This window comes from Okeanomitos corallinicola TIOX110, from assembly GCF_038050375.1.
In the GTDB taxonomy this organism is placed as follows: domain Bacteria; phylum Cyanobacteriota; class Cyanobacteriia; order Cyanobacteriales; family Nostocaceae; genus Okeanomitos; species Okeanomitos corallinicola.
Genome location: NZ_CP150886.1, coordinates 61,696 through 88,329, shown reverse-complemented (window position 1 = coordinate 88,329; position 26,634 = coordinate 61,696). Strand labels below are relative to the sequence as shown.

Annotated in this window: 30 protein-coding genes; 17 read left to right on the top strand and 13 right to left on the bottom strand. The window is 35.4% G+C overall.

Translation table 11 applies throughout. The features are described 5' to 3' along the window. The first annotated feature begins 710 nt into the window (after nt 1-710). Entirely contained in the window at nt 711-1,775 is a 1,065-nt protein-coding gene (locus tag WJM97_RS00455) for a DUF6765 family protein (RefSeq protein WP_353931122.1), read from the top strand. A gap of 62 nt (nt 1,776-1,837) precedes the next feature. Here the strand turns inward: WJM97_RS00455 and WJM97_RS00450 are convergent, their stop codons facing one another. Next, the gene (locus WJM97_RS00450) at nt 1,838-3,226 is read right to left on the bottom strand and encodes a hypothetical protein (protein WP_353931121.1); all 1,389 of its coding nucleotides are present in this window, start codon (nt 3,224-3,226) and stop codon (nt 1,838-1,840) included. Between the two features lie 243 nt (nt 3,227-3,469). On the opposite strand from WJM97_RS00450, the gene WJM97_RS00445 reads away from it, so the two are divergent. Then, nucleotides 3,470-6,604 carry an alpha-mannosidase gene (locus WJM97_RS00445; RefSeq protein WP_353931120.1) on the top strand — a complete coding sequence of 1,045 codons (3,135 nt, stop codon included), beginning with the start codon at nt 3,470-3,472 and terminating at the stop codon, nt 6,602-6,604. 1,092 nt (nt 6,605-7,696) lie between these two features. Here WJM97_RS00445 and psbN read toward each other — a convergent pair. Then, nucleotides 7,697-7,834 (bottom strand): photosystem II reaction center protein PsbN, encoded by a 138-nt coding sequence (psbN, locus tag WJM97_RS00440; RefSeq protein WP_353931119.1) that lies wholly within the window; start codon nt 7,832-7,834, stop codon nt 7,697-7,699. Between the two features lie 233 nt (nt 7,835-8,067). Between psbN and psbH the strand changes: the two genes are divergently transcribed. The 3 genes from psbH (at nt 8,068) to pth (ending at nt 9,384) form a co-directional block, all read left to right on the top strand. Continuing rightward, a complete protein-coding gene (psbH, locus tag WJM97_RS00435; protein ID WP_015214502.1) occupies nt 8,068-8,271 on the top strand; it encodes a photosystem II reaction center protein PsbH in 204 nt (67 codons plus the stop codon). Between the two features lie 186 nt (nt 8,272-8,457). Beyond that, entirely contained in the window at nt 8,458-8,745 is a 288-nt protein-coding gene (locus WJM97_RS00430) for a TatA/E family twin arginine-targeting protein translocase (protein ID WP_353931118.1), read from the top strand. Nucleotides 8,746-8,751: 6 nt separating this feature from the next. Then, nucleotides 8,752-9,384, top strand: a complete 633-nt coding sequence (gene pth, locus WJM97_RS00425; RefSeq protein WP_353931117.1) for an aminoacyl-tRNA hydrolase — start codon at nt 8,752-8,754, stop codon at nt 9,382-9,384. A 280-nt stretch (nt 9,385-9,664) separates the two neighbouring features. Here the strand turns inward: pth and rpsU are convergent, their stop codons facing one another. The 3 genes from rpsU to WJM97_RS00410 all read right to left on the bottom strand — a co-directional run bounded on the left by rpsU (nt 9,665) and on the right by WJM97_RS00410 (nt 11,335). Beyond that, nucleotides 9,665-9,844 carry a 30S ribosomal protein S21 gene (gene rpsU, locus WJM97_RS00420; RefSeq protein ID WP_353931116.1) on the bottom strand — a complete coding sequence of 60 codons (180 nt, stop codon included), beginning with the start codon at nt 9,842-9,844 and terminating at the stop codon, nt 9,665-9,667. Between the two features lie 490 nt (nt 9,845-10,334). Further along, a complete protein-coding gene (gene rsmI / locus WJM97_RS00415; protein WP_353931115.1) occupies nt 10,335-11,192 on the bottom strand; it encodes a 16S rRNA (cytidine(1402)-2'-O)-methyltransferase in 858 nt (285 codons plus the stop codon). A 14-nt stretch (nt 11,193-11,206) separates the two neighbouring features. Next, nucleotides 11,207-11,335, bottom strand: coding sequence for a hypothetical protein (locus WJM97_RS00410; protein ID WP_353931114.1), 129 nt, complete (start codon nt 11,333-11,335; stop codon nt 11,207-11,209). A 67-nt stretch (nt 11,336-11,402) separates the two neighbouring features. On the opposite strand from WJM97_RS00410, the gene WJM97_RS00405 reads away from it, so the two are divergent. Continuing rightward, on the top strand, nt 11,403-12,260 hold the full coding sequence (locus WJM97_RS00405) for a sugar kinase (RefSeq protein ID WP_353931113.1): 858 nt from the start codon (nt 11,403-11,405) through the stop codon (nt 12,258-12,260). A gap of 12 nt (nt 12,261-12,272) precedes the next feature. On the opposite strand, the gene WJM97_RS00400 is transcribed toward WJM97_RS00405, so the two are convergent. Both WJM97_RS00400 and WJM97_RS00395 read right to left on the bottom strand, forming a co-directional pair. After that, nucleotides 12,273-12,512, bottom strand: a complete 240-nt coding sequence (locus tag WJM97_RS00400) for a hypothetical protein (protein WP_353931112.1) — start codon at nt 12,510-12,512, stop codon at nt 12,273-12,275. Nucleotides 12,513-12,626: 114 nt separating this feature from the next. Further along, nucleotides 12,627-13,754, bottom strand: a complete 1,128-nt coding sequence (locus tag WJM97_RS00395; RefSeq protein ID WP_353931111.1) for an ATP-binding protein — start codon at nt 13,752-13,754, stop codon at nt 12,627-12,629. Between the two features lie 183 nt (nt 13,755-13,937). On the opposite strand from WJM97_RS00395, the gene WJM97_RS00390 reads away from it, so the two are divergent. The 7 genes from WJM97_RS00390 to WJM97_RS00360 are packed head-to-tail and all read left to right on the top strand — an operon-like array spanning nt 13,938 to nt 17,901. Next, a complete protein-coding gene (locus WJM97_RS00390; RefSeq protein WP_353931110.1) occupies nt 13,938-14,273 on the top strand; it encodes a cation:proton antiporter subunit C in 336 nt (111 codons plus the stop codon). Continuing rightward, nucleotides 14,270-15,703 (top strand): cation:proton antiporter, encoded by a 1,434-nt coding sequence (locus tag WJM97_RS00385; protein WP_353931109.1) that lies wholly within the window; start codon nt 14,270-14,272, stop codon nt 15,701-15,703. Before WJM97_RS00390 ends, WJM97_RS00385 begins: the two co-directional genes overlap by 4 nt. Continuing rightward, a complete protein-coding gene (locus WJM97_RS00380; RefSeq protein WP_353931108.1) occupies nt 15,700-16,140 on the top strand; it encodes a cation:proton antiporter in 441 nt (146 codons plus the stop codon). Before WJM97_RS00385 ends, WJM97_RS00380 begins: the two co-directional genes overlap by 4 nt. Beyond that, nucleotides 16,082-16,339, top strand: coding sequence for a hypothetical protein (locus tag WJM97_RS00375; RefSeq protein ID WP_353931107.1), 258 nt, complete (start codon nt 16,082-16,084; stop codon nt 16,337-16,339). The genes WJM97_RS00380 and WJM97_RS00375 overlap by 59 nt, the downstream gene beginning before the upstream one ends. Beyond that, nucleotides 16,336-16,614, top strand: coding sequence for a monovalent cation/H(+) antiporter subunit G (locus tag WJM97_RS00370; RefSeq protein WP_353931106.1), 279 nt, complete (start codon nt 16,336-16,338; stop codon nt 16,612-16,614). The genes WJM97_RS00375 and WJM97_RS00370 overlap by 4 nt, the downstream gene beginning before the upstream one ends. Next, on the top strand, nt 16,607-17,158 hold the full coding sequence (locus tag WJM97_RS00365) for a DUF4040 domain-containing protein (protein WP_353931105.1): 552 nt from the start codon (nt 16,607-16,609) through the stop codon (nt 17,156-17,158). The genes WJM97_RS00370 and WJM97_RS00365 overlap by 8 nt, the downstream gene beginning before the upstream one ends. An 11-nt stretch (nt 17,159-17,169) precedes the next feature. Continuing rightward, entirely contained in the window at nt 17,170-17,901 is a 732-nt protein-coding gene (locus WJM97_RS00360; protein WP_353931104.1) for a Na(+)/H(+) antiporter subunit B, read from the top strand. A 133-nt stretch (nt 17,902-18,034) separates the two neighbouring features. Here the strand turns inward: WJM97_RS00360 and WJM97_RS00355 are convergent, their stop codons facing one another. The 4 genes from WJM97_RS00355 to WJM97_RS00340 all read right to left on the bottom strand — a co-directional run bounded on the left by WJM97_RS00355 (nt 18,035) and on the right by WJM97_RS00340 (nt 20,665). Then, a complete protein-coding gene (locus WJM97_RS00355) occupies nt 18,035-18,358 on the bottom strand; it encodes a hypothetical protein (protein ID WP_353931103.1) in 324 nt (107 codons plus the stop codon). 159 nt (nt 18,359-18,517) lie between these two features. Beyond that, on the bottom strand, nt 18,518-19,546 hold the full coding sequence (obgE, locus tag WJM97_RS00350) for a GTPase ObgE (protein ID WP_353931102.1): 1,029 nt from the start codon (nt 19,544-19,546) through the stop codon (nt 18,518-18,520). A 24-nt stretch (nt 19,547-19,570) separates the two neighbouring features. Next, nucleotides 19,571-19,951: a four helix bundle protein gene (locus tag WJM97_RS00345; RefSeq protein WP_353931101.1), complete on the bottom strand. Its 381-nt coding sequence runs from the start codon at nt 19,949-19,951 to the stop codon at nt 19,571-19,573. A 54-nt stretch (nt 19,952-20,005) separates the two neighbouring features. Then, a complete protein-coding gene (locus WJM97_RS00340; RefSeq protein ID WP_353931100.1) occupies nt 20,006-20,665 on the bottom strand; it encodes a Mo-dependent nitrogenase C-terminal domain-containing protein in 660 nt (219 codons plus the stop codon). 175 nt (nt 20,666-20,840) lie between these two features. Between WJM97_RS00340 and WJM97_RS00335 the strand changes: the two genes are divergently transcribed. Continuing rightward, nucleotides 20,841-21,938, top strand: coding sequence for a glutamate--cysteine ligase (locus tag WJM97_RS00335; protein WP_353931099.1), 1,098 nt, complete (start codon nt 20,841-20,843; stop codon nt 21,936-21,938). A gap of 40 nt (nt 21,939-21,978) precedes the next feature. Here the strand turns inward: WJM97_RS00335 and WJM97_RS00330 are convergent, their stop codons facing one another. Together WJM97_RS00330 and WJM97_RS00325 are read right to left on the bottom strand one after the other, a co-directional pair. Beyond that, nucleotides 21,979-23,808: a penicillin-binding protein 2 gene (locus WJM97_RS00330; protein WP_353931098.1), complete on the bottom strand. Its 1,830-nt coding sequence runs from the start codon at nt 23,806-23,808 to the stop codon at nt 21,979-21,981. A 124-nt stretch (nt 23,809-23,932) separates the two neighbouring features. Beyond that, nucleotides 23,933-24,607 (bottom strand): hypothetical protein, encoded by a 675-nt coding sequence (locus tag WJM97_RS00325; RefSeq protein ID WP_353931097.1) that lies wholly within the window; start codon nt 24,605-24,607, stop codon nt 23,933-23,935. A gap of 348 nt (nt 24,608-24,955) precedes the next feature. Between WJM97_RS00325 and WJM97_RS00320 the strand changes: the two genes are divergently transcribed. From WJM97_RS00320 to WJM97_RS00310, 3 genes are all read left to right on the top strand, one after another. Further along, complete coding sequence (locus WJM97_RS00320; protein ID WP_353931096.1) at nt 24,956-25,153, top strand: hypothetical protein; 198 nt, start codon at nt 24,956-24,958, stop codon at nt 25,151-25,153. A 312-nt stretch (nt 25,154-25,465) separates the two neighbouring features. Continuing rightward, entirely contained in the window at nt 25,466-26,134 is a 669-nt protein-coding gene (locus WJM97_RS00315; RefSeq protein WP_353931095.1) for a glutathione S-transferase, read from the top strand. 17 nt (nt 26,135-26,151) lie between these two features. Then, the gene (locus tag WJM97_RS00310; protein ID WP_353931094.1) at nt 26,152-26,466 is read left to right on the top strand and encodes a hypothetical protein; all 315 of its coding nucleotides are present in this window, start codon (nt 26,152-26,154) and stop codon (nt 26,464-26,466) included. Nucleotides 26,467-26,634 lie beyond the last annotated feature (168 nt).

Here is a 26,634-nt window from a genome sequence, read left to right as displayed (position 1 = left end):
TACTGACCCTGATTTTACAAGGCTTTCATCTTGTTTTTCTTTTTTGGAGGTGTCTACTATTATTGAAAAGTAGATTACCATATTTTTCTGTAATTGCAGCTAAATAAATCAAAAAAACTCGAAAATTGGTATCGGATTTTTTAGTGATTTTTGGACAACCTGTTTACAGCAGCACTTTGCTATCACTATTTATCCAAACCACATCCCTAAAAGCCTGAAACAAACAAATATCGTTTACCCACATGATAGTTAATTTTTACATTACGTAAGTCCTAGTATACAAAGTTGTAGCTGTTCTTAAAAACTTATTTTATAGTACAAAAAATTAATATATGTATATATACACTCACTTAGTCTTGATTATACATATTTTACATAGAAATAAAATAAATCATATTACGCAAATTCTTATCTCTATTTACCTGTATTTATCCAAGTTTATTCACGTTTATTCACGTTTATCCATGGTTGATTTTTCTTGACATATTAACTGTAAATTACTTATAAAAAGTTTGCCAATTAGAAAATTTTGACTCGTTTTATCAAGGATTTTTGTTTTTAAAAATATGAAAGTAAAACTCAAACATAAACACAAAAACATAAGTTGATAGTTATTTATATTTGAATATTTGCTAAAAGTCATGCACTGGTGTCTAAATTGTTATAGTCTATTTCTAAATTTAAAATTCCCTAAATAAAGTGATTTTAAGATGCAAATAGACTTTCACCACAGTGTCACCTACGTAGTAGCACGAATAGCGGGTTTTGAACATAGGGATGCTAGTATTGTCGCTTACTGCGCTCAGTATGTAGATGATGCCATCAATGGCGGTATGATTAAGTTTGATAATGGAGCGATGTTTACCCGCATCAGTTCCGCTCATAAAATGTTAGATTATCGGAATTTTCAGGAATTAGCAAATTATCATGTGTGGATTCCTTTTCATTTTTTACCAGGAAATGGGGGTAAAAAAGCTGGTGAAGACCCAGAAGGGAAGTTTATTGAAAAGTTAATATGTCGTCCTAATAGCGACGTTGCACAACAGATGGTGAAGGAATGTATAAAACGTCGTGATAGTGCTTATAGTTTACATCGTTTAGGGATTACGATGCACGTATATGTTGATACTTGGGCGCATCAAGGTTTTGCTGGTGTGAACCATCGGGTAAATGAAGCGAAAAAGCTACTGGATGAAAATGATAACCCTGATAAAAATTTGATGGATAGGTTAAAAAATTATTTTGTCAGTGAAGCTTTACCTCTAGGACATGGTGCGGTTTTAAGTCATCCTGATAAACCGTTTTTAAGATGGGGTTATATTAATGGTAGGGGTGAGAAAATTAGACGTAATAATCCTGAAGATTTTTTAGCTGCTGCTGATAATATGTGTAAGATGATGCGGCGTTATTTAATTGGTGATGCTGATGCGATTGTAGCAGGTTTACCAGATGCAGATAAAAATTTAATTGCTTGGATGTTTGAGAATATTAAAGATCAAAAAAGTCATCTACGTCATCAAAAATGGTTAGATGCTATATCCCAAGGTAAATTTAGTTTTGGTGCTGCTAATGTTGATTATATTCCCAAAGGTAAAGATTCTTGGAAGTACCAAGCTTTGGGAACTGACAAATATGTTGATAAAGGAAATGAAATTTTCCCCTATCATCCCAGTTTTTTGGTCAGTAATTGGAAGTTGTTTCACGATGCTTTACAAGCACATCAATTTTACATCATTCATGATTTATTACCAAAGTATGGAATTTGTGTAGCTTGAAAAAGATAACAGGTGACAAGTAACAGAACTAGGGAAAATTGCTCAATTTCCCAAAATAGCTTTTACCTCACCTGTAACAAACCTTTTAAAAAATAAATTATGTTCATCAATATCATTTCTATCCAAACCATGATATGATCTAACCATTCTAAAATATGCTCTAATAGATGTTTTTCATAACCAAGAAATGTAGCAGTAGTTTCTATCCAGTCAGGTTTTAGTCTGTGTTGGGGTTTTTCTGTTTTGCTCTGACTTGAGTATACATAACTTCTGTTTTCTGGGTTTGATACTTTTGTTTCTGTTTGGGGTTTTTGCGGAGATATTATTTCTATTTCTCCATACAAGTCACTCCATGTTAACCACGAATCTGCAACAGCATCTGATGATTGTATTTGAGAATCATCAACAAATTTATTAACATTATCTTTAGGTAATTCATAAAATGTTTCTGTTTCTGCTATTTTCGGGATCTTTCTACCTCCAAAAAAGTAATTTATAGCAGATTCTATCAATTCAGAAATTTTTACATCTGGTTTTTTCAATCCATGGGAATTTACAGTTATTTCTCCCTGTTCTTTTCCGTAAACAAATATTTCTAATTGATTTTTTGCAACTTCAATAATTTCTTGACTGCGCTGTTTTACTGGAATAATAGCATTAGATTCTAATTTGGCTAGTGCTTGGTCTAGTAATGCTAAGATTTTACCAGGATAAGATAAAGAAAGTTTAATTTTGCGCCTATTTACACTCCTAGAAATGTCTGTTATAATATTTTTGTCTGTGTTAGTTAGTTTGTTTAAAAGACTATCAATTTTTGGTAATATTTCTTGCTCATCTAAGGATATTTTTAAATCATCACTTTGAGAATATTTGGCAATTTCACTGTTAATATTTTCTGTTAATATGGCTTGCTGCTTAATTGTTAAAACATCCAAAATTTTGTTATTTTTGCTTACTAATACCAAGTTACGGTTTTCTATGTTGACTGCGATTCCCTGTACCTTTGGAATATGGTTTTGTAAAGTATCTTCGGGTTTTACTTGGCTTGTGGGAGATGGGGAAAAACCTAAACGACTGGTAAATTTACCCCAAGCTTTACCTAAAAAACCTAGAGGTTTGACATTTTGTAAAGTTTGTGATTCCGCGACAGCCGCAGATGGTAAATTCTTAACTAATTCTAGGATGTTGTAAATTGGTGTGTCTGCTGTTAGGGGAGTAGACGATTTTAATTGGTGTTGCTTGTTTCTAGTTGGGGTTTGTAGTTTTTTACCTGCAAATTTATCCGTTTGTAGTGCTTGATAAAGTGGTAAAAGTAGTGCTTCCAACCTAAATTTTGTCGCTACTTGTACGCTGCGAAGGGTGTTTTCTAATTTCTGACTCAATCGCTGAGATTGCTGATTGAAAAAGTTAAATACTTTACTTTGATAACGACTAGAGGAAGTAGGTGGCATAATATCAATTAATCAGGTTGAATGTGTGTGATTTTGGCGATTCCTATAAAATTGTTAGTTACTGAAAGCGGTAATTAATGAACCGCAGATAAACACAGATATTTTTTATATGATTTAGATGAGGAAACGCTATATAATCATAACTGAAAATCAAGTGAGATAAGTTTAATTTTGACAATCTCATTATTTGCTTTCATATTTGTTTAAGTCTCTCTACATTTTTATTTTTTAGGTCAATTATTTATGACTTTTCCTCTGACTCCTGTTGATACTACATCTATATCAAAGACAATTGAGAAGTTACGCTGTTGTTGTCAAATTAATATACTCTCTTCTTGGCTCTGTCAGCAAGTTGACTTAGAAATTTCCGATGTGATAACATCAAATTTGTCAGAGTGGCAGCCTGTTAAGATAAATGATAAAAATCAAGTTGTCTGGGAAGGTGGAAAACAGGTTCTTTGGTTATCACAAAGGTTGACTGTTCCTGAAAGTTTACAAGGTTATCCTTTGACGGGTTTATGTTTGCGGTTATCTTTGCTTTGGTGGGCAGATGCTGCGGAGGTTTATGTTAATGGTAATCTGGTATTAACTGGCGATTTATTTGATTGTTCACCACGGTTGCTTCTAAGTCAAGGGGTTAGTTGTGGGGATGAGTTTTTTGTCGCGGTGCGGTTGGTAAGTCCTGGACATTGCGATGGGGCTTTAATGCGATCGCTTTTAATTTTTGAATGTTTGGATTATAATAATTTGGATGCTGGGATTCTGGCTGATGAGTTGGCTGTTACTCAAATTCTTTTACAAAGGTTTTCACCGGAAGGGTTTGCTGGTTTGGTTGCTGGGATTGATGAGGTAACGAACCACAGAGACACAGAGGACACAGAGGAAGAAGATTGGAAAAGTTTTCTGTTAAAAATTAGGGAAATTTATCTGCGTTCATCGGCGTTCATCGGCGTTCAAAGTTATAAAATATTTTTGTTGGGTCATGCACATTTAGATTTAGCATGGTTATGGCCTGTTGCTGAAACTTGGAATGCTGCACAAAATACTTTTGATTCGGTTTTAAATTTACAAAAAGATTTTCCAGAATTAATCTTTTGTCATACCACACCCGCTTTATATGCTTGGGTGGAAAAAAACCGTCGTGAGTTGTTTCGAGAAATTCAAAGTCAGGTAAAATCTGGAAGGTGGGAAATTTTGGGTGGTTTTTGGGTAGAACCAGATTTGAATTTGATTTCTGGTGAGTCTATTGTTAGACAATTATTATATGGTCAGCGGTATTTTTTAGAGAAGTTTGGGAAGATATCTCCGGTGGTTTGGGTTCCTGATACTTTCGGTTTTTGTGCGACTTTACCACAGTTTTTGATAAATGCAGGAATTGAGTTTTTTGTCACTCAGAAGTTGCGCTGGAATGATACTACTAAGTTTGATTATGATTTATTTTGGTGGCGATCGCCAGATGGTAGTCAAATATTAAGTTATATGTCTGCATTGATCGGTGAAACTATTGATCCGGTTAAAATGTCTGAATATCTGTGTGAGTGGCAAACTCTAACGGGTTTAAATAATGCGCTTTGGCTTCCTGGTGTCGGTGATCATGGTGGTGGACCTACTCGTGATATGCTAGAAGTAGCACGACGCTGGGAACATTCCCCAATTTTACCTAAGTTGGAATTTACAACCGCAGAAAATTATCTACAACACATAAAATTAGAGTCAGAAAATCTACTCCAAGAACTCCCAATATGGGAAGATGAATTATATTTAGAATTCCATCGCGGATGTTATACTACCCACGCAGATCAAAAATGCTTCAATCGTCAATCTGAACATCTATTATATCAGGCTGAGTTATTTGCAACTCTCGCAACTTCTATTTATGGTTGTGAATATCCCCAAACAGAAATAGAAACCGCTTGGAAAAAAGTTCTGTTTAACCAATTCCATGATATTTTACCCGGTTCTTCTATTACCCAAGTTTACCATGATGCACTCCCAGAATGGGAAGATGTGGAAAAAGTGGGAACAAAAATATTAGATGATTCTTTAAGAGTGATCGCATCTCACATCAATTTACCACAACCACCCCAAGAAAATAGCATCCCCATCATAATTTTTAACTCTCTCAACTGGGAACGTTCGGAAGTTGTTAGTTTAACCTTTCCCCAAAATAATCAAACTGGGAAAATTTACGATATTCAAGGAAACAAAATTCCATCCCAAAAAAGTGAAAATTATTTATTATTTCTGGCAAACGTCCCATCAATAGGATATCAAATTTATTGGCTTTCTTCAACTTCTGAAAATCACAACATCGAAAAAAACGAACTTCCTCAAAACTGGAATTTAGAAAATGAATATCTCCAAGTAAAAATCAACCCCCAAACCGGAGATATAGACAGCATCTTTGATAAAAACCAACAACGGGAAATTATCAACAGTGCAGGAAACCAACTCCAAGCATTTACAGATAGCGGACAATATTGGGATGCTTGGAATATTGATCCAGATTATCACACCAAACCTCTACCAGCAAGCGAGTTACTATCAATTCAATGGTTAGAATATGGCGAAATTCAACAACGTTTGCAGGTAGTTCGTCAAATCGGAAAATCTCAATTTACCCAAAATTACATCTTACAAAAAAATTCGCCCATTCTGAAAATTCAGAATACTGTAAATTGGCAAGAAAATCAAGTATTAGTTAAAATAGCTTTCCCTTTAAATCTTAACGCCGAATTTGCCACTTATGAAATTCCCTGCGGTGTAATTCACCGTCCCACCAATCCCCAAACCCCCGCAGAACAAGCAAAATGGGAAGTACCCGCTTTACAATGGGCTGATTTAACCACGGAAACAGAAAGCGGAAAATACGGGTTTAGTTTACTCAATGATTGTAAATATGGATACGATGTTAAACCCAATCAAATCCGCCTCACATTATTAAGAAGTCCCAACTGGCCAGACTCCCAAGCAGATAGAGGAATACACAAATTTACCTATAGTTTATATCCTCATCTTGGCAGTTGGCAAGCAGCGGAAACTGTCAAAAAAGGATATGAATTAAATATACCATTAAATGTGTTAGTAAATCCAGAGATTAGAAAATCTGAACCTAGTGTTTTTAAAAACAATAGCTTTTTTAAATTATCCGCAAATAACTTAATTATGATGGCGTTTAAAGTCAGTGAAGATGATAGTAAAAAAATCATTCTGCGTTTTTATGAAAGTCAGGGAGAAACAGCAGATTTAGGTTTAGAAAGTGAATATTTCCGATTAGGAGAAGCAGTTGATTTATTAGAGAGGAAGGTAAATGCAGAAGTTGGAAAAATAGAACCTTGGAAAATTGGGAGTTTTGAAATTATGTCAGAATCAGGATAACCAGGATTATAGGATTTACCGGATGTGATTTATAGATTTTTGGTTGGTGTTTAAAGTTGTATGTGTCTGAATCAGGATTTCCAGGATTTTAGGATGTTCAGGATGGGAATTTTTAGATGGTTGGTTTGGTGTTTAAAGTTGTATGTGTCAGAATCAGGATAACCAGGATTGATGTTCAGGATGGGAATTTTTAGATGGTGTACAAACATTCAAAAACAATCATTCAATAATATCCTGAAAAATCTTCAACTTCCCAAAAAACAATCATTCAATAACATCCTCAAAAAATCCCTAACTTCCAAAAAATAATCATTCAATAACATTCTGTAAATTCTCAGTGATTTTATATTATATAAACCTTTTAAAAATGCTGTCTTACCCAATTTCTAAACTCTTTAATTGTCCCATTTCTACCGATAATTTTACTTTTTTCTAAATATTCAGGAATAACTTCTATTAATGGTAAATTAGGAAAATTTGGCTCTCCTAGACTAGTTATAGAAAATTAATACTTGATATCAGGTTAAGTCCTTACATAGTAGGGGATTCAAGAATCAGAAATCATATTTTTATTAAATCTTTGATTCTATTTGAGCGAAACCTATTTATATCAAGTGTTTTAGGTGTTTTTTGGTATTAATTTATCAAACTAAGTCTAGGAGAGCCGAAAATTTAAACTTGACTGAGATTCGATTTTGTATATTATTTACAAGGTTTTTCGACTACTAATAAATATACCTCTTGGTTTTTCGGTTTTCGGAATATCTATAACCAGGGAATAAATTCCCTGTCTCAAAGCTAAAGTCGGTTTTAACCGACTCTTATTCTGGTTGAATTTCCAAATCACAATAACATCCTGAAAATCCTCAAATCCTAGACATCCTGATTCAGACAAATAAAATCACCAAATCCCAAAAAACAATCATTCAATCACATCCTGAAAATCCTCCCATCCTGGACATCCTGATTCAGACAAATAAAATCTCCAACTTCCCAAAAAAACTATCATTCAATAACATCCTGAAAATCCTGATTCAGACAAATTATCAAAGGGTGGGTATAACCCACCATCATATCAAACTAAGCACGCTTCTAATCTTCGTGATCCTCAAAAGGATCAGCTAATTCCCTGCTTGGGGGACCAAAAGAGGTGTAAATTGCCATACCAGTGATAGCCACAAGGATGACAGAAAAGGAAACACCAAGCACTAAACCAGGTTCTAATTCCATAAATTTAGAGTTATATTATGAGATATATATTATAGAATATTACGAAACTTAACATAAATACCATAAAAGCATTAAGCAAACTCAGGTAAACGACCCTACCCTGATAGTGGTATTATCGTCATAGTCAGAATCATCCCAAACGTAAGGTAAAAATCCTGCTGAAATATTGCAGCATCCTACAGAGGGGAATAAAAAAATTAAAAAAAATTTTGGCAACTAATCTTAGGTGAACTATGGCACAACGGACTAGATTGGGAGATATCCTCAGACCCTTAAACGCTGAATATGGTAAAGTAGCTCCCGGTTGGGGGACAACACCCTTAATGGCTGTTTTTATGGGTTTATTTTTCGTATTCTTGCTCATTATTCTGCAAGTTTACAACAAGTCTCTGTTAATTCAGGATGTACTTGTAGATTGGCGCAGTCTAGGCGGCTAATTGCTGCACGCCATCATAACTTGGATACAAGTTACCATATACCCGGCTTGTCCGGGTTTTTCAGTTATCAGGGAACAAGGAACAGGAAATTGGGAATTCGGAAAAATCTTTTTCTCTCCCTCACCTCCTCACCCCCTCTTCTTCTGACTCCTGCTATAGTTGGAAATGAGCTAAAGGAAAAACATTATGAATATATTTGGTATTGGTTTGCCAGAAATGGCTGTAATTATGGTAGTGGCTTTATTAATCTTCGGTCCGAAGAAACTACCAGAAATTGGCCGCAGTTTGGGTAAAACGATTCGCAGTTTCCAAGATGCTTCTAGTGAATTTCAGACCGAGTTTAAACGAGAAGCAGAAAAGTTACAAGAAACTGTCAAAACTACCGCTGAAATTGAACCTAAGCAAATTGAGTCTGAAAAATCTCAGCAGGAAGAAACTGCTTCTGTTAACACCAGTCAAGAAAAAACTGTGTAGTACAAAATGACAGAAGTTCTTAACCAGTCGGCTTTGGTAATTCCGCAGTTAATCGTCGGCTTAGGAAATCCAGAGCCTAAATATGACCAAACTCGCCACAATATTGGCTTTGCAGCTATAGATGCTCTTGCCCGTGCTTTGCAAATTTCCATATCAGAAAATCGTAAGTTTCAAGGACAATTTGGGGAAGGTTTAGCACCAAAAGGTGGCAAAATCCGGCTTTTAAAACCGTTAACTTATATGAATCGTTCAGGTCAATCTGTCCAATCTGTAACAAGTTGGTATAAGTTACCTTCTGAATCTGTCTTGGTAATTTACGATGATATGGATTTACCGTTAGGGAAAACTCGATTGCGTTTATCTGGTTCGGCTGGTGGACATAATGGGATGAAGAGTATTATTTCCCATTTGAATAGTCAAAACTTTTCCCGGTTAAGAATTGGGATAGGTAAACCTAAAGGTGCAGCTAATGACGATAATGCTGAAACTGTTTCTCATGTTTTGGGAAAATTCTCTGCGACAGAATCAAAATTAATGAATCAGGTATTAGACTTTGTGGTTGATTGTGTAGAACTCACTTTCAAACAGGGAGTAGAAAAAGCGATGAACCGTTGCAATAGCTGGACTCCTGACTCGTAAGGGTGTAGGGAGATGGGGAGGATTAATAACCTAGTCACCAATCACCAATCACCAATCACCAATCACTAATCACTAATCACCAACTTTTGGTAGATGGGCAGCGATTTCCGCTGACTCCATCCAACCAGGTTAATAAATTTCAACGCAAAGTTCCAAAAATAAGATGACACTCCATCTGGGGTGTGTCGCAGCTACTTGATTTTTTTTAAGCACATGGTAAAGCGATTTTGCTTGCTTATAATTTTATCCTCAAGCAATGCCAATACCAAACCGAATAGGTTTATTTAAAACGACGTTTCCGTCTAGCTGCAACTGCTTTACGTTTGCGTTTTTCCTGGGGAGTTTCAAAGTGACGATGATACTTTACATCAGCCAAAATACCAGCTTTAGAAACCTGGCGTTTAAAGCGACGCAAGGCTGAATCTATTCCTTCGTTTTCTCCTAGAAGCACTTGGGTCATTCTGGTTCTGTCCTCAATTTGTCAATAATATCCATTGTAATATTAGCCTCAAACTTGGCAAAACTATCCAATCTCAAACAGGTTGAAGATATGTTGGGGTTTAGAATTTTAAATATTGTATTAAGTTTATTCTTATTTAATTTAATGAATTGCTATTGCATCAGGTAAAAGGCAAAATGGCTCACCTGACTATTAATTGGTTTGAACGATTCATGATTTTTTTAAATTTATTTAATATGAATAAAAGCAATAAATATAAAATGCTTGGAACATGGACTTTTGCGAGATTACGAAAAACCTAGATTTGTAGGGGTTTAGCACTGCTAAACCCTCTAGAATCAAATGGTTAAGCCATTTCGAGTATAATAATTAACCCTATATAAACATTTCTTCTTGGGTACGGCACTTCCCGCTGTTATTAGTTAGACTTGAGGGGTAAAATGCCCGCACTACAAGGATTTTGTGAGGGTTTTGTTCTGCCAGGCTGTATTTATTCATCATCTAATTCAATCGTCAAAGCCAACTGATATAATTTGTTCCGAGAAACTGATATTTCTTTAGCTAATTGTCTACTAGCTTGGGAACGGGAAATACCTTGTTTCATCATTGCTAATAATTCGGTTTTAAGTTCTGCTTCTGTGATTTGTGGTTTACTAGGTTCTATTCCTGCTAATAAAAGGGTGTATTCCCCTTGGGGTTCTTGTTGCTGGTAATGAGCGATCGCTTCACTGGTTGTCCCATGCCAAAATTCTTCATATAATTTAGTTAGTTCTCGTGCTATAACTATTTGGCGATCGCTTCCTAAAACAGTTTCTAAATCTTTTAATGTATCCCGCAACCGATGGGGTGATTCGTAGAAAACCAATGTTCTAGCTTCTGCTTGTAGATATTCTAACTTTTGCCGTCGCTGTTGACTTTTAGCAGGTAAAAAACCTTCAAAAATAAATTTATCTGTTGCTAATCCCGATGCACTTAAAGCAGTAATTACTGCACTGGCCCCAGGAATAGGTACAACTGTTATTTCTGCTTCCACACAAGCTTTTACTAATTCATATCCTGGGTCAGAAATTCCTGGCATTCCCGCATCACTAACCAGAGCAATCGCTTTACCAAATTGCAAATATTCTAATATTTCCGGAATGCGACTATTACGGTTGTGTTCATGATAACTCATCTGCGGAGTTTTCACTTGAAAATGTTGCAGCAATTTTCCTGTATGTCTAGTATCTTCTGCCGCAATTATATCTACAGCTTGTAAGATTCTCACAGCCCGAAAAGTCATATCTTCGAGATTACCAATCGGTGTGCCGACAATATATAAAGTTCCTGGTTTGGGTTCACTTTGCATAATAATATTTCACATTAAATTTCCCAAAACTTATTATTTAACAAAACAGCTAAATCCTGAGAAAAAGGACAAACATCAGGAAAATTAACATCATATTCATTACTTAAGTTATCAACTGCATCTGTATAGCATTCAGATAACATTTTTAACAAATAATGTAGATAAAATATTCTATAATTTGCCTAATTACCAACTATATATAAATTACCAATGACAAAATTTGCTTTATTTATTGGTCTAATTACCTTGGATTTAATTTATCTTGCCCAATCACCACCACAGAATAATCAAAAATTAGTCGCTGATGATTATACTGTAGCATCAGGTGGCCCAGCCACAAATGCATCTGTTACATTTAGTTACTTGGGTAATCAAGCAAAACTTTTAGGTGTACTAGGTTCACATCATATTACACAATTAATTAGTACAGATTTAGCAAATTACCAAGTTGAAATAATTGATTTAAATACTAGTAAACAAACATCACCACCAGTATCATCAATTATCGTTACTCAAAGTACAGGAGAGAGAGCAATAATTTCCATCAATGCTGTAAAAACACAAGCTGATATTAACTCTATTCCTACCAATATTTTAGAAAATATTGATATTATTTTAATTGATGGACATCAAATAGCAGTAAGTAAAATTATTGCCGAAAATGCCAAACAAAAAAATATTCCCATAGTAATTGACGGAGGAAGTTGGAAACCAGGATTTGAGGAAATATTACCATTTGTAGATTATGCTATTTGTTCAGCTAACTTTTATCCTCCCAATTGTAAAAGTAAAACAGAAGTTTTAAATTATTTACGAGACTTTAAAATTCCCCATATAGCTATTACTCAAGGAGAAAATCCCATAGAATACATTAGTAATAATAATAGAGGTTTGATCCCAGTTGCTAAAATTGAAGTTGTAGATACATTAGGTGCTGGTGATATTTTTCATGGTGCATTTTGTCATTATATTTTGCAGACAAGTTTTACTGATGCTTTAGCACTAGCTAGTAATATTGCCGCAAAAGCTTGTAAATATTTTGGTTCACGTCGTTGGATGGAAAATTAAAAATACCACATTTCAAGTTTTTGTGGGATTCAGATATTCTAAATTTTCCTTTTGATTACTAGGTACTGGTTCTTGATTGCTAGTATTAACTTTTAAAGCCAACAAACCACCAATTAAAATTAGAAAAAACATAATTAGCAAACCTGAACTATAAGATTTTACAGGTTTATTTACAGGCTTAGATATTGTTCTTTGTCCTCTAACTTTTCTGATTTTCTCTTGCCATTCTCGATATTCCCGTTCAGTAGTCATAATCGTTACTCCTTCCTTTGACTTTCTAATATTATATACAGTATGAGAAAAGTAAAATACGCACAAATAGATTAATATGTAAGTATTCAGCAATAATTTTCAGTGCCAAATTACTTAACTCAACCTTTGTTTTAACCACAAAGCTAATAAAGGTAAAGCTAACCGATAACCTTGTTCAGCACTGTAAATTAAACCTTTATGTTGTAAACCAGTTAAAGCCCCTTGTAAACTTCCACCTCGTGAAAGTCCATGCTTTTGAATATATTCTTTACTTTGAGGTTTATCTGTAGGAGCAACTGCCAAAGATTCTAACAGATGAATTTGACTAGGTGGTAATAACATTAATAAAGATTCATAGGTAATAGATAAATCTTTGAGAATATCTTCAATTACCTGCTTGACTTGTTGTTCAGTAATCAAACCTTGGGGATGTTGCAAGATTAATAACCGCCGGATTAAAGCCATAGCATCACCAATGTTTCCTTGCACTGCATCTAAAAATATTGGTAATGCCTGAGAATGAGGATCAAATTTAATATTTTCTGTGTGTAAAATTTCCCTTGCCCATAACGCTAAAACATCTCTAGATAAAGGTGCTAATTCTATAGTTTCCAGAGGAAAAATACTATCATATTGTTGGTGATTAGTTTCAGCAATTGTTGCTAACAAAACATAACTAACATGGGGATGAGATTTAATTTCTTTTCTTAAAGTTGATTCCCACAAACCCTGACGATCCCACGAACGCAGATGAGGAAAACTTTGCAAAATTAAAACAATTCTCTGTTCTAGAGAATTAGCCATAATTTGTAACAACTCAATCACAATTATAAATGCTTGCCATAACTGTTTTTGATTGAGAGGACGTAATAATTTAAGTTTACTTTCAGTGCTAACAATAAAAAAATTACTGCCATTTTGCTTAACCCAATTGATGATTTTATCAGCTTCCCAGTTTTGGTTAACTGCTTCCGTGAGTAGTTGTATAAATCTTTCCCCATCTGTCGCCCGAATACAGTCTATATCTAAAACAACTGCACTCACTTCTTGGGCTGCCACCTTCACTAAAGTGCGTCTACCACTGCCCGGTACTCCTGTAATCAGTAAATCACCATCCTGGGCAAGTATTTCCACAATCCGCTCAAATTCGAGAGAACGACCAATTAATTGTAGGGAAGTAGACAAATTAAAATCCACTGGTTTCTGGTCTTGAATTGGGTCTGGTGCTGTTAGGGGAAGCATAAATCAAATCATTAGGTACAACTATAGTTATCATCAGAAATATTTAGTGCCTATCTGAATTTAGCACTAAAGATTCGTGCTAATAATAATCTAACACTTTAAATAAGTTTCAAAAATTTATCTGTAAATTCCTGACTATCAGTTAAGTGTGTATTTTCCATCCCTATTCTGTAGGTAATTACCGTGTTAGAAGCTTGTGTACTGGCAACAATACTATGCGGATTTTTCGGCATCATCCTCAAAAAAAATCTGGTGATGAAGATTATTTCTATGGATGTAATGAGTACAGGAGTAATTGCTTTTTATGTACTAATTGCATCAATAGAAGGTTTATTAACTCCCATTATTTCTGAAGGAAAAAAAGCTACTTATGCTGATCCAGTTCCTCAAGCTGTGATTTTAACAGCTATTGTAATTGGCTTTTCAATTCAGGCTTTAATGCTAGTTGGTGTGATGAAATTAGCAAGGGATAACCCCACTTTAGAAAGCAGCGAAATTGAGAAAAATAATACACCATGAATAACATTACTATTGTCTGGATTGCTATCCCATTTTTACTGGGATTTAGTATCTTTTTAGCTCCCAAAATTAACCGCCATTTGACATTGTGGGGGGTATTAGCATCTGCTGCCTACTCTATTCAATTATTTCTAGAACCATCACCATTAAAACTAAATTTACTGGACAATTTTGGTGTTAAATTAGTCGCTGATCAATTAAGTGCTTATTTTATTTTAACTAATGCTATAGTTACGGCTGCGGTAATTATTTATTGTTGGTCTAGTGATAAAACATATTTTTTCTATGCTCAAATTCTCATTATTCATGGTAGTTTAAATGCTGCTTTTATCTGTGCAGATTTTATTAGTTTATATGTAGCCTTAGAAGTTAGTGGTATTGCAGCTTTTTTATTAATTTCCTATCCCCGCAGCGATCGCTCAATTTGGGTAGGTTTACGCTATTTATTAATTAGCAACACCGCCATGTTATTTTATCTGGTTGGTGCAGTATTAGTTTACGAAAAACATCATGCCTTTAACTTTGCTGGTTTAAAAGATTCACCACCGGAAGCACTAGCATTAATTTTTCTAGGACTATTAATTAAAGCTGGTATTTTTGTCTCTGGTTTATGGCTACCTTTAACCCATTCTGAATCAGAAACACCAGTATCTGCATTGCTGTCAGGGGTTGTAGTTAAAGCTAGTGTTTTACCTTTATTACGCTGTGCTGTAGTGAGTGAAGAAATTGAAGCTATCGTCAGAATTTTTGGTGTAGGAACAGCTTTAATGGGTGTTTCCTATGCGGTATTTGAAAAAGATACCAAACGGATGTTAGCCTTTCATACTATTTCCCAGTTAGGTTTTATTCTCGCTGCACCAGCAGTAGGTGGATTTTATGCAATGACACATGGACTGGTAAAATCATCTTTATTTTTGATGGCAGGTTCTTTACCCAGTCGCAGTTTTAAAGAACTAAAATATAAACCTATTAATACAAAAATTTGGATACCTTTAGTTATAGCTAGTTTATCAATTTCTGGTTTTCCTTTATTAGCAGGTTTTGGTGCTAAAGCATTAACTACAAAAGATTTACTCCCTTGGCAAGTTATCTGCATGAATATTGCTGCTGTAGGTACAGCAATTTCCTTTGCTAAATTTATCTTTTTACCCCATACAAAAGATGCAGAAATTAACACTAAGCCGGGTTTTTGGATAGCAATTACATTATTAATTTCTGGTTTATTTGTAGGGAATATCGTCTATTTAGAAGCCTACAGTTTAGATAAAATTATCAAAGCACTGATCACTATAGCCATTGGTTGGTCAATATATCACCTAATTATCAAAAAAGTATCAGTTTATATTCCCCGTTTATTTGAACAGATTGAACATTTAATTGGGGTGATGAGTCTAACTTTAGTCCTCTTATTTTGGATGGCATTAGCATGATTGGCAGTTTAATATTAAGACTAACAATTTGGTTTTTACTTACATCTGATTTGAGTATCACAAATATCATTATCGGTGTAATTATTGCCATAGTTTTACCTCGTGGTCGGACATCAAAAGAGAAATTAAAAGAATGGTTGAGAGTAATTATTAAAATTGTGGCGGCTGTTCCTATCGCTTTTAAAGAAGCATTGGAAATTATGCTATTTCCACATCATCATGAAGAAATAATCATGGAAAGGGTGAAACCCAAGCGATCATTACATCTAATATTCTTAGATATCTTTTTGATTACCTTTACACCAAAAACTATTGTTTTAAAATACCATGAAGAAGGGTGGTATGAAGTTCACGAAATTAGAAGGAGGAAAAACAAAAATGAACTTAGAAATAGTCATGATGGCAATGATATTAGCCTTACTAATACCCATTTATGAAGCTTGGAAAACTGATGATACTTGGCAAAAAATGTTAGCTTTTGGCAGCATTTCTAGCAAAACATCAATCATGATTCTTCTCATATCTATTTTGCGAGATGATTGGATGATTGGAGTAGTAGCGGTGATTATTTTAAGTGTAGGAAATGCCGGATTAATGTTGTTAGCACATATTTTAAGAAGATTGAATGAAGTATGATTAATTTTCTCAGTTACACCTGTATATTTATCGGCATTATTTTTTGGTTTTGGGGAACTTTTCATCTAGTTAGCAACAGATCAGTATTATTCAAATTACATGGTCTTTCTGTTGCTGATACCCTGGGTTCAATGATTATTATTGTCGGACTATTACTAAAAATTCCTAGCGAATGGCCATTACTTATTCTCGGCATTATTTCTTTAGCAATTTGGAATACTATGTTGGGTTATGTATTAGCATTCTGTTCAACTGAAGAGGCAAAAAATGAATGATTCCTATCTTTATATAATTATTGCCATGCTACCGTTAACTGCGGTAATGTTAGTCACTCAAGTTAACCCCTATCATGCTTTAGTAATTAGGGGGGTTTTGGGGGCAATCGCAGCAATGGTAGATGCAATTTTAGGTGCAGCAGATGTAGCATTAACAGAAGCATTAATGGGAACAATGCTATCAATTACCCTCTATGCTGTAGCTGTGCGTTCATCCTTAGTTTTGCGTTTAGGAGTAATAGAAAATTATGAAATATTAGAAAATCAAGACAGCAATTTTCAAGAAGTGATAGCAGATTTTCGCCGCATTTTTAAACAACATTATATGCGGGTAGAACTTGTTCCTTATGCAACTCCTCAATGTTTACAAAAAGCATTAGTAGACAAAGAAGTTCACGCTACTTGTTCACCACTTTTAGAAAGTAATTCTTTAGCTAAGACATACCAAACAGAAATCAGGATTCAACGTATTTATAACATTATTGAAAATGAAATTCATGCAGAGAAAACCACTTTGAATTACGTGAAAATTTTAGATAATTAGGAGAAATATCTATGAAATTGATTTACATTGTAGCAGGGATCGCCCTATTTATCAAAATTCTCATCATGCCAGAAGCAACATCTAATTTATCAGATATTTCCATCCTGAAAAAAGTGATTGAAAATGGCATTCCCGAAGAATTAAAAGAACTAGCTTTTTTAGATATTTCTATTGCAGAAATAGTATCAACAGAAAGTGGTGTTCCTAACGCGGTATCAGGGATTATATTTAGAAATAGACTTTATGACACCATTATGGAGGTAGTTGTATTTAGTGTTGCCATTATGGGATGTAATTATTTACTTTCTAATGAAAATCCATCCTGCACTATTTATCAATTTAAAGATGAACCATCTATTGTTTTAGCTCGTTTGGGAGCGACAATTGCAGCGTTAGTAGGGATAGAATTAGCAATTAGAGGACATTTAAGCCCAGGAGGTGGTTTTGCGGCTGGTGTAGCTGCTGGAACAGCCATCGGGTTAATAGCAATTACCTCTTCTTATCATTGGATGCAGGATATTTATCAACGTTGGAATGCGGCAATTTGGGAAAAGGTTTCTGTGCTAATTTTTATTGTTTTAGCAGTGTTAACTTTAATTGGAATAGAGTTACCACATGGGGAGTTAGGAACATTATTGAGTGGGGGGATTTTACCGATTTTAAATATTCTTGTTGCTATTAAAGTAGCATTAGGTTCTTGGGCAGTTTTGTTGATGTTTATTCATTATCGGGGTTTGTTATGATTGCTTTTATTTCACTTACAAAAGAGAAATTTGGTTCTTCGGTAGTTATTTTACTAAACTATTAAATGAAATACCAATTTAATCAACATCTAATTCAGAAATTTTCGTTGCATTTGCTTTCTTAATTGAATCTTCAACTTTTCGTTTTTCTCTTTTTCATTGCAATTAGTTTACTTTGATCTAAATCTACTAATACCGCACAGTGATTTTCATGTTCTTTCTTTAAACCTATTTCATCAAGTCTCAGTATTTTCAGATTTATAGGTTTTAAATTGGGTAATTCTGACGATGCGTCTTTTAGTCTTTTAACATTACTACGTACCAAATACTGAATATCAGGAACATCCCCATTTTTAGTTTTCTTGATAAAAATAGTGTTCTCTAAATTATCATTCTCTTGCAATGTAAATTGAGATAGTTTGTATTTAGAATCTTTAAAAATAGCTGCAAGATTCATGATATTTTCTAGCTTTCATACTTTTTGCTAAACGCTGAGAAGTTCCAGACATCCCGGAACTCTCAAACCAAATAGCTGACCTAGTATAAAACCTAGTCTGACCTTCTTAATCAGTCCGCGAAATTATTGTTAGATTCCTCTACAAAACTACCTCATCAACTACACCCCAACCTCCGCTGCTTCCAACGCATTTACTTCATCAACCACTCGCCAAATTTCCTGTAACATCCCATCCAAACCAGCGCGAGTTACAGCCGAAATAATGAAAACAGGAGCAAAAGAAAGATGATTTAATTCTAATGCTAAAGCATCTAAATCAACAGTTTCTTTATCCACAGCATCAATTTTATTTAACGCCAAAATTTGCGGACGTTTTTCTAAACCACGTCCATAGGCTTTCAATTCTGATTGAATAGTATGATAATCAGCAATTACATCTTCACTGGTAGCGTCTATTAAATGTAACAAAACCCTAGTTCTTTCAATGTGACGTAAAAAATCATGACCTAAACCAGTACCATGAGAAGCACCTTCAATTAAACCAGGAATATCCGCAAATACAGTTCCATCACCACTGGGTTTTTTCACAACTCCCAAATTAGGAATTAAAGTGGTAAAAGGATAATCAGCAATTTTCGGACGTGCAGCAGATAAAGAAGAAATCAAAGTTGATTTCCCAGCATTTGGTAAACCAATAATTCCCACTTCTGCTAACAGTTTTAACTCTAAACGGATAACCTTTCGTTCACCTTCTAAACCTGGTAGTGCATATTCTGGGGCGCGGTTACGGTTACTTAAAAAATGTTGATTTCCCAGTCCACCTTTACCACCTTCAGCGACTCTAAAAATTTGTCCAGGTTCAATTAAATCACATAACAAAGCGTCCGTTTCCCCATCATAAACGGTAGTACCACAGGGAACTTCGACAATTAAATCTTTACCATTTGCACCTGTACAATTATTTGGTCCACCACGTTCACCATTTTCCGCTTTAAATATATGTTTATAGCGGAAATCTAATAAGGTTTGTAAGTTAGTATCAGTCACAAAAATCACTGAACCACCTTTTCCACCATTACCACCAGAAGGACCACCAGCGGGGACATATTTTTCTCTGCGGAAAGCGACGATACCATCACCACCTTTACCTGCTTCTACTTCAACTATTGCTTGATCTATGAATTGCATAATTTATTAGTTATTGGTCATTAGTTATTGGTCATTATTATTTGGAGGTTTACCTATTGAGTTGAGATAGGCGTTTAATTGAGGTGCTAAGTCATTTATGATAACTTTTAGTATCTTGACCTGTTCATCTGTTAATAAATTACGGTTATACGCTCTTCTTAGCCAGTGTTGAGTCTCATACAAAGAACCTCGTGCTATTCTAATAAATCGCCGATTTTCTTGATAGCTTCCTCTTCCTACACCTTCTGCTATATTTGCACCAATACTATCGGCTGAACGGATGATCTGTTTACCTAATGTATTTTGCGGTAATGACTCCCATTCATGAACTATTTTCCAAATGTCATCAGCTAATTTTTCTGAAAGTTGATATACCCGTAATTCCTGAAACCTCCCGCCCCCCATTATCTCACCTAATCAACAACTAATCACCAATGACTAATGACTAATGACTAATGACTAAATATACGGTGTAACATCCTCCTGACAGTCATCAGCAAGATAGGAGAGCGCACGAAAACGCAAACCTACCAATTGTTCATAAAGTGGGTTAATTTTGCACATTGGAGGGATATGGACAATTTTACGCCCAAACAGGGTGACATCTCTTTCAAAAGGACACTGGGAAGGAATCATTTTACATAAAAATCTGGCTACTCTGGGGTCATGAATTTCTAACCCATCTAACCAGTCCCGCATGGGGTGGAGTAAATCCGGTGGTTGTGTAGTGAATGTTTCTGCGTTTTCCCTATCTTCTAGGGTGTGACGTAAAGTTTCTAAAGCTGTACTATCCAGTTCTAATGCTTGACAAAACTGTTGTAAAATTTCTTCTTCGCTGAGAGAATAGATACCATCGGCGATCGCTACCATCACCGCTGTCCGCAAAAAATTCTCCGCTGTTGGTGTACCCTTACCCAGTCCAACCGCTAATTCCTCTGGGGTAATTGTCTCTAATGTCTGCCAATCAATACAAGGAGCTAATTCATCCTTAGTAATGCTATTAATTATCTCTTTTTCGTGATCATCAAAGTTACCATCTGCCCAAGCAATAGTTAGTAGTCCACGCAACCAAACGGCAATTTGTTCGCTATTGTAAGGAGTTGGAATAGCATTTGTCATAAAAACTCACGCCTCAAATTTTTTCAACCAATACTAAGCTACCTTAATCATCAGTTTTCGTTTACAATCCCTTTCAAGAAAGTTATCAAGAATACTTTTTATTTATCATAAAAATTAAATATTCAAGGACTTTCCACTTTGTCATCTGTCACCTATCAAATTTCACCTGTTGTATATGTTTTTTTTTGGTATTGAACATGAAGTTGCTTTCCTTAACCTAGATGGAAAGTTTGCTGATTTCTCTTGTACAAAGTTTACGGATTTTCAAAAAATAGTTGATAAGTTACCTCTCTATCCTGATGATTACCCACAATTAAGAGTAGGTGATGCCAATATTAGACAAAAGCGATGGTATATTGAAGGCTTTGAAAGATTTGCAAATTCAGAAGAAGTAATTGATTGTATAGGCAAAGGCATCGAAATTAGAACTACTATAAATTCTAGTATACAAGGTGCAATTGATGAACTAAACACAAGTTTTAATTTATTGCGTCAAGTTGCGGCTGAATTTGGATTTTTACCTGTTTTAGTTAGTTTTAATCCCTACACCAGTGTGTTTGCACCAAACCCACCATTAAATGATTTTGAAATTAAACAATTACAAGCTTATCCAGATGAACAAACTGCTCATATTTACATGGTGTCCTATGGACCAGATTTGAATATTTCTGTAGCAGATTTACCAATGGAAAAAGTAATTGATATTGGTAAAAAGTTCACCTATTACAGTCCTTATATTATACCTTTTACTTATAGTTCGCCATTTTTCAATGGTAGTTTGTGGGAGGGTTTATCAGTGAGGACATTTATCAGAACTGGTAAAAGACCAGCAACTTTGGTATTTGTAGAAAAACAAGAACAGTTAATTGAAAGCGTACCATCATTAACAAAAGTTGCCCGTATTCCCGCAGAAGTTGGACGGATTGAGTTTAAATCCTGTGATAGTTGTGATGATTTTTCAATTTATGCCGGGTTATTAGCATTATTAAAAGGTCTAGCTTTAGATCAAACCTTGGAAGGTAGAGGAATTACACCTGATCCAAATTTACACCAAATTTCAGCCAAATTTGGACTTGATAATGAAGCAATTTTTGATCATGCCACCAAAATCTTATCTGCTGCTGAAAATGCTCTCAAAAATGATCCAGATATTAAATTTTTAACGCCGTTAAAAGATATTTTAGTGACCAAAAAAACCAAATCTCATCAATTAATTGACCATTTTAAAAATGTCAATTCAATTGAAGAAACACTCAAACAAACTTACATTTAGGGAATTGGGTTATTGTGATTATTCTTCCCCTATGTCCCTATCACTTCTTACCTGTCACCTTCTGATTAGGTGGAATCTTTTCCAAGGGAATCAGCACTTCCATCACCGACTTGACAATAGGTGCAGCAACAGTTCCACCGTAAGCATTTGCTCCCTTTGGTTCATCTACTATTGCCAAAACCACATAACGGGGAGCTTCTGCGGGAACAATTCCCACAAAACTGGTAATTCTTGCACCGGGAATATATCCACCATTGGGACTAGCTTTTTGTGCCGTACCCGTTTTACCTGCAATACTATATCCTTTAATTTGTGATGCTTTACCACTACCTTTAGAAACCACAGTTTCCATCATATCTATTACCTTTTGGGTAGTGGTACTAGAAAAAATCTGCCGTGGTGCGGGGAGACTTGGCGAATAGTGAATTTTATCTTGGCTATCTATTAAACCCTTAACCACATGAGGAGTTACCAACTTACCACCATTAGCTAAAGCACCATGTAATTGTACAAGTTGTAATGGTGTCAGGGAAAAACCTTGACCAAAGGAAGCCGTTGCAGGTTCTATAGTTGAGCCTAGAAATTTTTCTTGACTTTTCAGACGGCCGCGCACTTCAAAAGGTAAATCTGTATCAACTTTTTGACCTAATCCTAATTTTTCTAACCAGTTATAGTAGAGTGTCGGCTTCATGCGTTGGATAATTTTTACCATGCCAACGTTGCTAGATTGTTGTAATATTTGGGCAATATTAATTCTTCTAAAACTATTTATTTCTGCATTTTTGATAGTGCGGTCAGCCACTTTAATTGTGCCTGGATCATCAAAAATATCATCTGGTTTGATGACACCATTTTCTAGAGCGATCGCCACATTCAAAGGTTTAAAAGTTGAACCTGGTTCATACAAATCTGCCACTGTCCAATTTCTAAATAGTGCAATATCAGCTTTTGAATACTCATTGGCGTTGTAGGTAGGATAAGAAACCATAGCTAATAATGAACCATCCGTGGCATCCATGACAATTACAGCCCCACGTTTAGCCTGAAACCTATTTACCTGATCTTTGAGAACAGTTCTGATAGACCTTTGCAAACGGCTATCAATAGTAATTTGTAATTTTAAATCATCAAAATGCAAAAAACCCTCTGGTGCGTGATCTGGCATCAAGGCACCATTACCAGCCCGACTTAAACTGATAGTTTGTGTAGAGCGTTCTAAAAGTTTTTCTTGACTATATTCCACCCCAGCCTGACCACGACGATCAAGGTTAACATAGCCGACCACATTAGCTACCAAATCATCCTGTGGGTATAAACGGGAATATTTTTGGATGAATTCTAAACCATTTAACCTGAATGAAATCAAACGATCCGCTATATTTTCACCAATACCATTGGCAACAACAATCCCACTAGGTTTACTTTCAAATATTTTGATTAACTTATTAACATCTCTATTTAAAATAGGTGCAAGTTTTTGGGCTACTTCTTCCTTAGACTGATTAAATAACTTAGGATGGGCATACAAAGTATATACAGGTCTGTCAAGTGCCAAAATAGTTTGATTGCGATCAACTACAGGACGACGAGGCATGAAAGGACGTAAATTCACCATTTGCTGGCTTCTTGCCCTTTTAGTCAGTTTTTCCCCCTCCATTATTTGCAACCGATACAAATTAAAGGCTAAACCCAGTCCCGCCGCAAATAGGATAGCCCAAACTATTAACAGTCGAGATTTCAGACTGGATGCTTGAGTCTGATTTTTAGGATTACCACTCTTGGGTACAGCTGATTTAGAAAACTTCCGCTGCCTGTTAAATTCTAAATTTCGCCAATTCCTGAATTTTGTTCTACTTGGTGATTTTTGCATTGGAGTTTTCTTAATCTAGTTTGTCCGTGGAATCAGGCTATAGGTCAAGCAAGTGATAACCCAGAAGCCTGTTTTGTCAACTGTTATGGTGAGTGGCTGGGTATTTTTCTGATTGCTAACTTATTTAGTATCCTAGTGATGAAGAAGTTGGGATCTGAGTTGCTGGATTAGAACTTGTAGTTGAGGATGAAGATTCAGAACCCTGGTATGTTGATTGTAAAAAAATTGTCTTTCCAGCCGTTGGTGATATCAGTGCTTTTCCCGCTGCTTCACCCTCTTTAGCCATTTTACTAGTGAGTGCTGCATTGGTTGTATTTAACTGACGTTCATGGCGTTGTAAATTTTTTAAGGTGCTGTAATATTTACCCCAAAGCTCTTGAGAATAAACAGTCCAACCATAAACTGCTAGGGTTGCAGTTACCAAACAGAAAGCAATACCTGATGAGTAACGATAAAGATAGTGCAAACGCAATAACCATCCAGGTGTAGCCCCAGTCTGAGACATCATTGGTAGGTATCCACTACCACTGGACTTTTGTTGAGCGTTGGTGATTGCTGGTGGATGAGTATCTTGACCCAAGTTAGGTAAGACAGCTTGATTAACCACAGCACTTGATAACTGATCAGTGGAATTACGTTTTCGTCTGGGACGAACCACTGGAGATTTATTAGATGGGGTGAAAGTATCTGGTTTATTTGTAGATAAACCTTGGGAACGTTGTGGCGCCAAAGGTGCAACGGAATTTTTCTTAAACCAAGAACTTTTTGTAGAAACAGCAGATTTACGGATCATGGACATAATTTTTTTGAATGGTAAATATTGTATTTGATAGGTTAAACTTCTAGGTTTCGTAAAAACACAGAATGATACAGATTATTCAACCTTTGTTGGCATCCACTATGACATAAGATGTAGGCTACCGGCAATTAACTACGTAACTAAATAGATTGGCTATTCAAGTATCATATATATCCAATACTGCAATAATTTATCGCAGTTTCAGGCAATACTTAATACTTAAAATTATAAAGTTTCAAACAGAGTTTAAATTTTGTAATATCCAGGTATTTAACAAAAATCAATAAATAAGCTATCGTATTCAACAGACGCAATATTTTTATTGTCTTTACTGGTGAAAGAGGAGTTATGAAAACAAAAATCTTTGGTTTGGCTCTCATGTTAAGTTTGGCTACCATGCTTGGCGCTTGCGAAAGTGGTAATCAACCATCTGATACTACAACTACACCAGCTGGTACAACCACTACTCCAGCTAGTGAACCAACTGATGGTGCTACCCCTGCGACTACTACCACACCTGAAGCGACCCCCACGGAGACTCCCTAATTAATTAGAGATGCTGCTCATAACTACATCTCGATCAGTTAGGTAAAAGAAGCATTAACTAAAATCAATAGTGCTTCTAGTCTGAACGCAAGTAAATGATACCGTAGGCAGGTAGCCCCAAAACTTGAAAGCTTTACAGTTAGTAAAAGTCACTTTTAAGTAATATTTATCTGGGGCTAATATGCCTCTATCAAAAGGATTTTGCCCATGTAGGACATGAGAAAATTAGTTTTTACTTTTTTCCTATGTCCATACATTAATGGCAATCAGTAGTGGAAATTAGAAAAAATACTTTATTTATTAAGTAGCTTTATGTTGCTACTACAATTTAGTACATCTCATTATTGTCGCAAAGCTCGACTGGCACTTGGTTATAAGCGAATTAATTACAAGGTAGAAAATCTCACTCCGGGTTTACATATTCTGAAAGTAAAGCCATTAACTGGGTTAACTACTCTACCTGTTTTATTACCACAAATTGCCGGACAACCAGCGGTAATTGGTGACTCTAGCAGAATCATCCAATTTTTAGAATCTTATCAACCAGCACCTTCATTATTTTTCACTAACCAACCACAACAAACTGAAGCGTTAATGTTAGAAGACTGGTTAGATGAAAGTATTGGTACAGCCACAAGGTTTGTTTACTATCATTTTCGGGCTGGGGAAGGTAAAGCAATTGATCCATCATTATCTAGTCAGATGGTAATTGGGATAGTCAGGAAACAATACGGGATTAATGATGCTACTGTAGAATTAGCTACGAATAGGTTAGAAACTGCCCTGGCAGAATTATCTAATCGTTGGCAAAAAAGTAAATATCTGGTGGGTGAAAGTTTTAGTGTGGTAGATATTACTGCGGCGGCTTTACTAAGTCCTTTAGCACTTATCCCTAAGTATCGTCAGGAATGTCCTTGGTTATTTGAGCGGATTGGACAGATTCATCAATTGTGTAGTGAGCCATTACCACCGGGACTCTAACAAGTCAAAAGTCAAAAATGAAATATGTCAAACTGATTTTTTTGAGTATAAGTACCACTGCTATAGTATTGGTTAGTAGCTATTTGGGAACAAAGGCGATCGCCATACCACCAATGGAGGATATTCCAGAGGAAATATTGCGGACAGAAATTATTACCGTTGGGCGATCGCCCATAGACGGAAAACTCCTCACTGCGGCTGAATACGCAGAACTACAAACACAACTACAAACTAGCCCTCCACCAAAACTCAGCACTGAAGTTCGGGATCAAATATTTTTGATCAGAATGCGTAAAGCACTACTACAGATTCTCCCATTTTTGGGGATTTAGTCATTGGCCATGAGGTTATTCATCTTCCTGTGATACCCCAGTTTTTTATTCCCCCAACAAAATACAGAGTGATGTAGGATAAGCATGACGACAAAAGTACAAATAAATGTAAAGAATATATATAGTTATAAAAAACTGAATTTAGTTAGTCAATTTATTGTACGTAGG

Excerpts from the sequence above, each read along its gene's own strand:
- WJM97_RS00325 (WP_353931097.1), bottom strand. The coding sequence starts at position 24,607 with ATGTCCATGATCCGTAAATCTGCTGTTTCTACAAAAAGTTCTTGGTTT.
- rpsU (WP_353931116.1), bottom strand. The coding sequence starts at position 9,844 with ATGACCCAAGTGCTTCTAGGAGAAAACGAAGGAATAGATTCAGCCTTG.
- WJM97_RS00340 (WP_353931100.1), bottom strand. The coding sequence starts at position 20,665 with ATGACAAATGCTATTCCAACTCCTTACAATAGCGAACAAATTGCCGTT.
- pth (WP_353931117.1), top strand. The coding sequence starts at position 8,752 with ATGACAGAAGTTCTTAACCAGTCGGCTTTGGTAATTCCGCAGTTAATC.
- psbH (WP_015214502.1), top strand. The coding sequence starts at position 8,068 with ATGGCACAACGGACTAGATTGGGAGATATCCTCAGACCCTTAAACGCT.
- WJM97_RS00330 (WP_353931098.1), bottom strand. The coding sequence starts at position 23,808 with ATGCAAAAATCACCAAGTAGAACAAAATTCAGGAATTGGCGAAATTTA.
- WJM97_RS00380 (WP_353931108.1), top strand. The coding sequence starts at position 15,700 with ATGATTGGCAGTTTAATATTAAGACTAACAATTTGGTTTTTACTTACA.
- WJM97_RS00450 (WP_353931121.1), bottom strand. The coding sequence starts at position 3,226 with ATGCCACCTACTTCCTCTAGTCGTTATCAAAGTAAAGTATTTAACTTT.
- rsmI (WP_353931115.1), bottom strand. The coding sequence starts at position 11,192 with ATGCAAAGTGAACCCAAACCAGGAACTTTATATATTGTCGGCACACCG.
- WJM97_RS00355 (WP_353931103.1), bottom strand. The coding sequence starts at position 18,358 with ATGAATCTTGCAGCTATTTTTAAAGATTCTAAATACAAACTATCTCAA.
- WJM97_RS00430 (WP_353931118.1), top strand. The coding sequence starts at position 8,458 with ATGAATATATTTGGTATTGGTTTGCCAGAAATGGCTGTAATTATGGTA.
- WJM97_RS00365 (WP_353931105.1), top strand. The coding sequence starts at position 16,607 with ATGAATGATTCCTATCTTTATATAATTATTGCCATGCTACCGTTAACT.
- WJM97_RS00410 (WP_353931114.1), bottom strand. The coding sequence starts at position 11,335 with ATGTTATCTGAATGCTATACAGATGCAGTTGATAACTTAAGTAATGAA.
- WJM97_RS00320 (WP_353931096.1), top strand. The coding sequence starts at position 24,956 with ATGAAAACAAAAATCTTTGGTTTGGCTCTCATGTTAAGTTTGGCTACC.
- WJM97_RS00370 (WP_353931106.1), top strand. The coding sequence starts at position 16,336 with ATGATTAATTTTCTCAGTTACACCTGTATATTTATCGGCATTATTTTT.
- WJM97_RS00345 (WP_353931101.1), bottom strand. The coding sequence starts at position 19,951 with ATGGGGGGCGGGAGGTTTCAGGAATTACGGGTATATCAACTTTCAGAA.
- WJM97_RS00310 (WP_353931094.1), top strand. The coding sequence starts at position 26,152 with ATGAAATATGTCAAACTGATTTTTTTGAGTATAAGTACCACTGCTATA.
- WJM97_RS00360 (WP_353931104.1), top strand. The coding sequence starts at position 17,170 with ATGAAATTGATTTACATTGTAGCAGGGATCGCCCTATTTATCAAAATT.
- WJM97_RS00455 (WP_353931122.1), top strand. The coding sequence starts at position 711 with ATGCAAATAGACTTTCACCACAGTGTCACCTACGTAGTAGCACGAATA.
- WJM97_RS00395 (WP_353931111.1), bottom strand. The coding sequence starts at position 13,754 with ATGCTTCCCCTAACAGCACCAGACCCAATTCAAGACCAGAAACCAGTG.
- WJM97_RS00375 (WP_353931107.1), top strand. The coding sequence starts at position 16,082 with ATGAACTTAGAAATAGTCATGATGGCAATGATATTAGCCTTACTAATA.
- obgE (WP_353931102.1), bottom strand. The coding sequence starts at position 19,546 with ATGCAATTCATAGATCAAGCAATAGTTGAAGTAGAAGCAGGTAAAGGT.
- WJM97_RS00445 (WP_353931120.1), top strand. The coding sequence starts at position 3,470 with ATGACTTTTCCTCTGACTCCTGTTGATACTACATCTATATCAAAGACA.
- WJM97_RS00315 (WP_353931095.1), top strand. The coding sequence starts at position 25,466 with ATGTTGCTACTACAATTTAGTACATCTCATTATTGTCGCAAAGCTCGA.
- WJM97_RS00400 (WP_353931112.1), bottom strand. The coding sequence starts at position 12,512 with ATGACTACTGAACGGGAATATCGAGAATGGCAAGAGAAAATCAGAAAA.
- WJM97_RS00405 (WP_353931113.1), top strand. The coding sequence starts at position 11,403 with ATGACAAAATTTGCTTTATTTATTGGTCTAATTACCTTGGATTTAATT.
- WJM97_RS00385 (WP_353931109.1), top strand. The coding sequence starts at position 14,270 with ATGAATAACATTACTATTGTCTGGATTGCTATCCCATTTTTACTGGGA.
- psbN (WP_353931119.1), bottom strand. The coding sequence starts at position 7,834 with ATGGAATTAGAACCTGGTTTAGTGCTTGGTGTTTCCTTTTCTGTCATC.
- WJM97_RS00335 (WP_353931099.1), top strand. The coding sequence starts at position 20,841 with ATGTTTTTTTTTGGTATTGAACATGAAGTTGCTTTCCTTAACCTAGAT.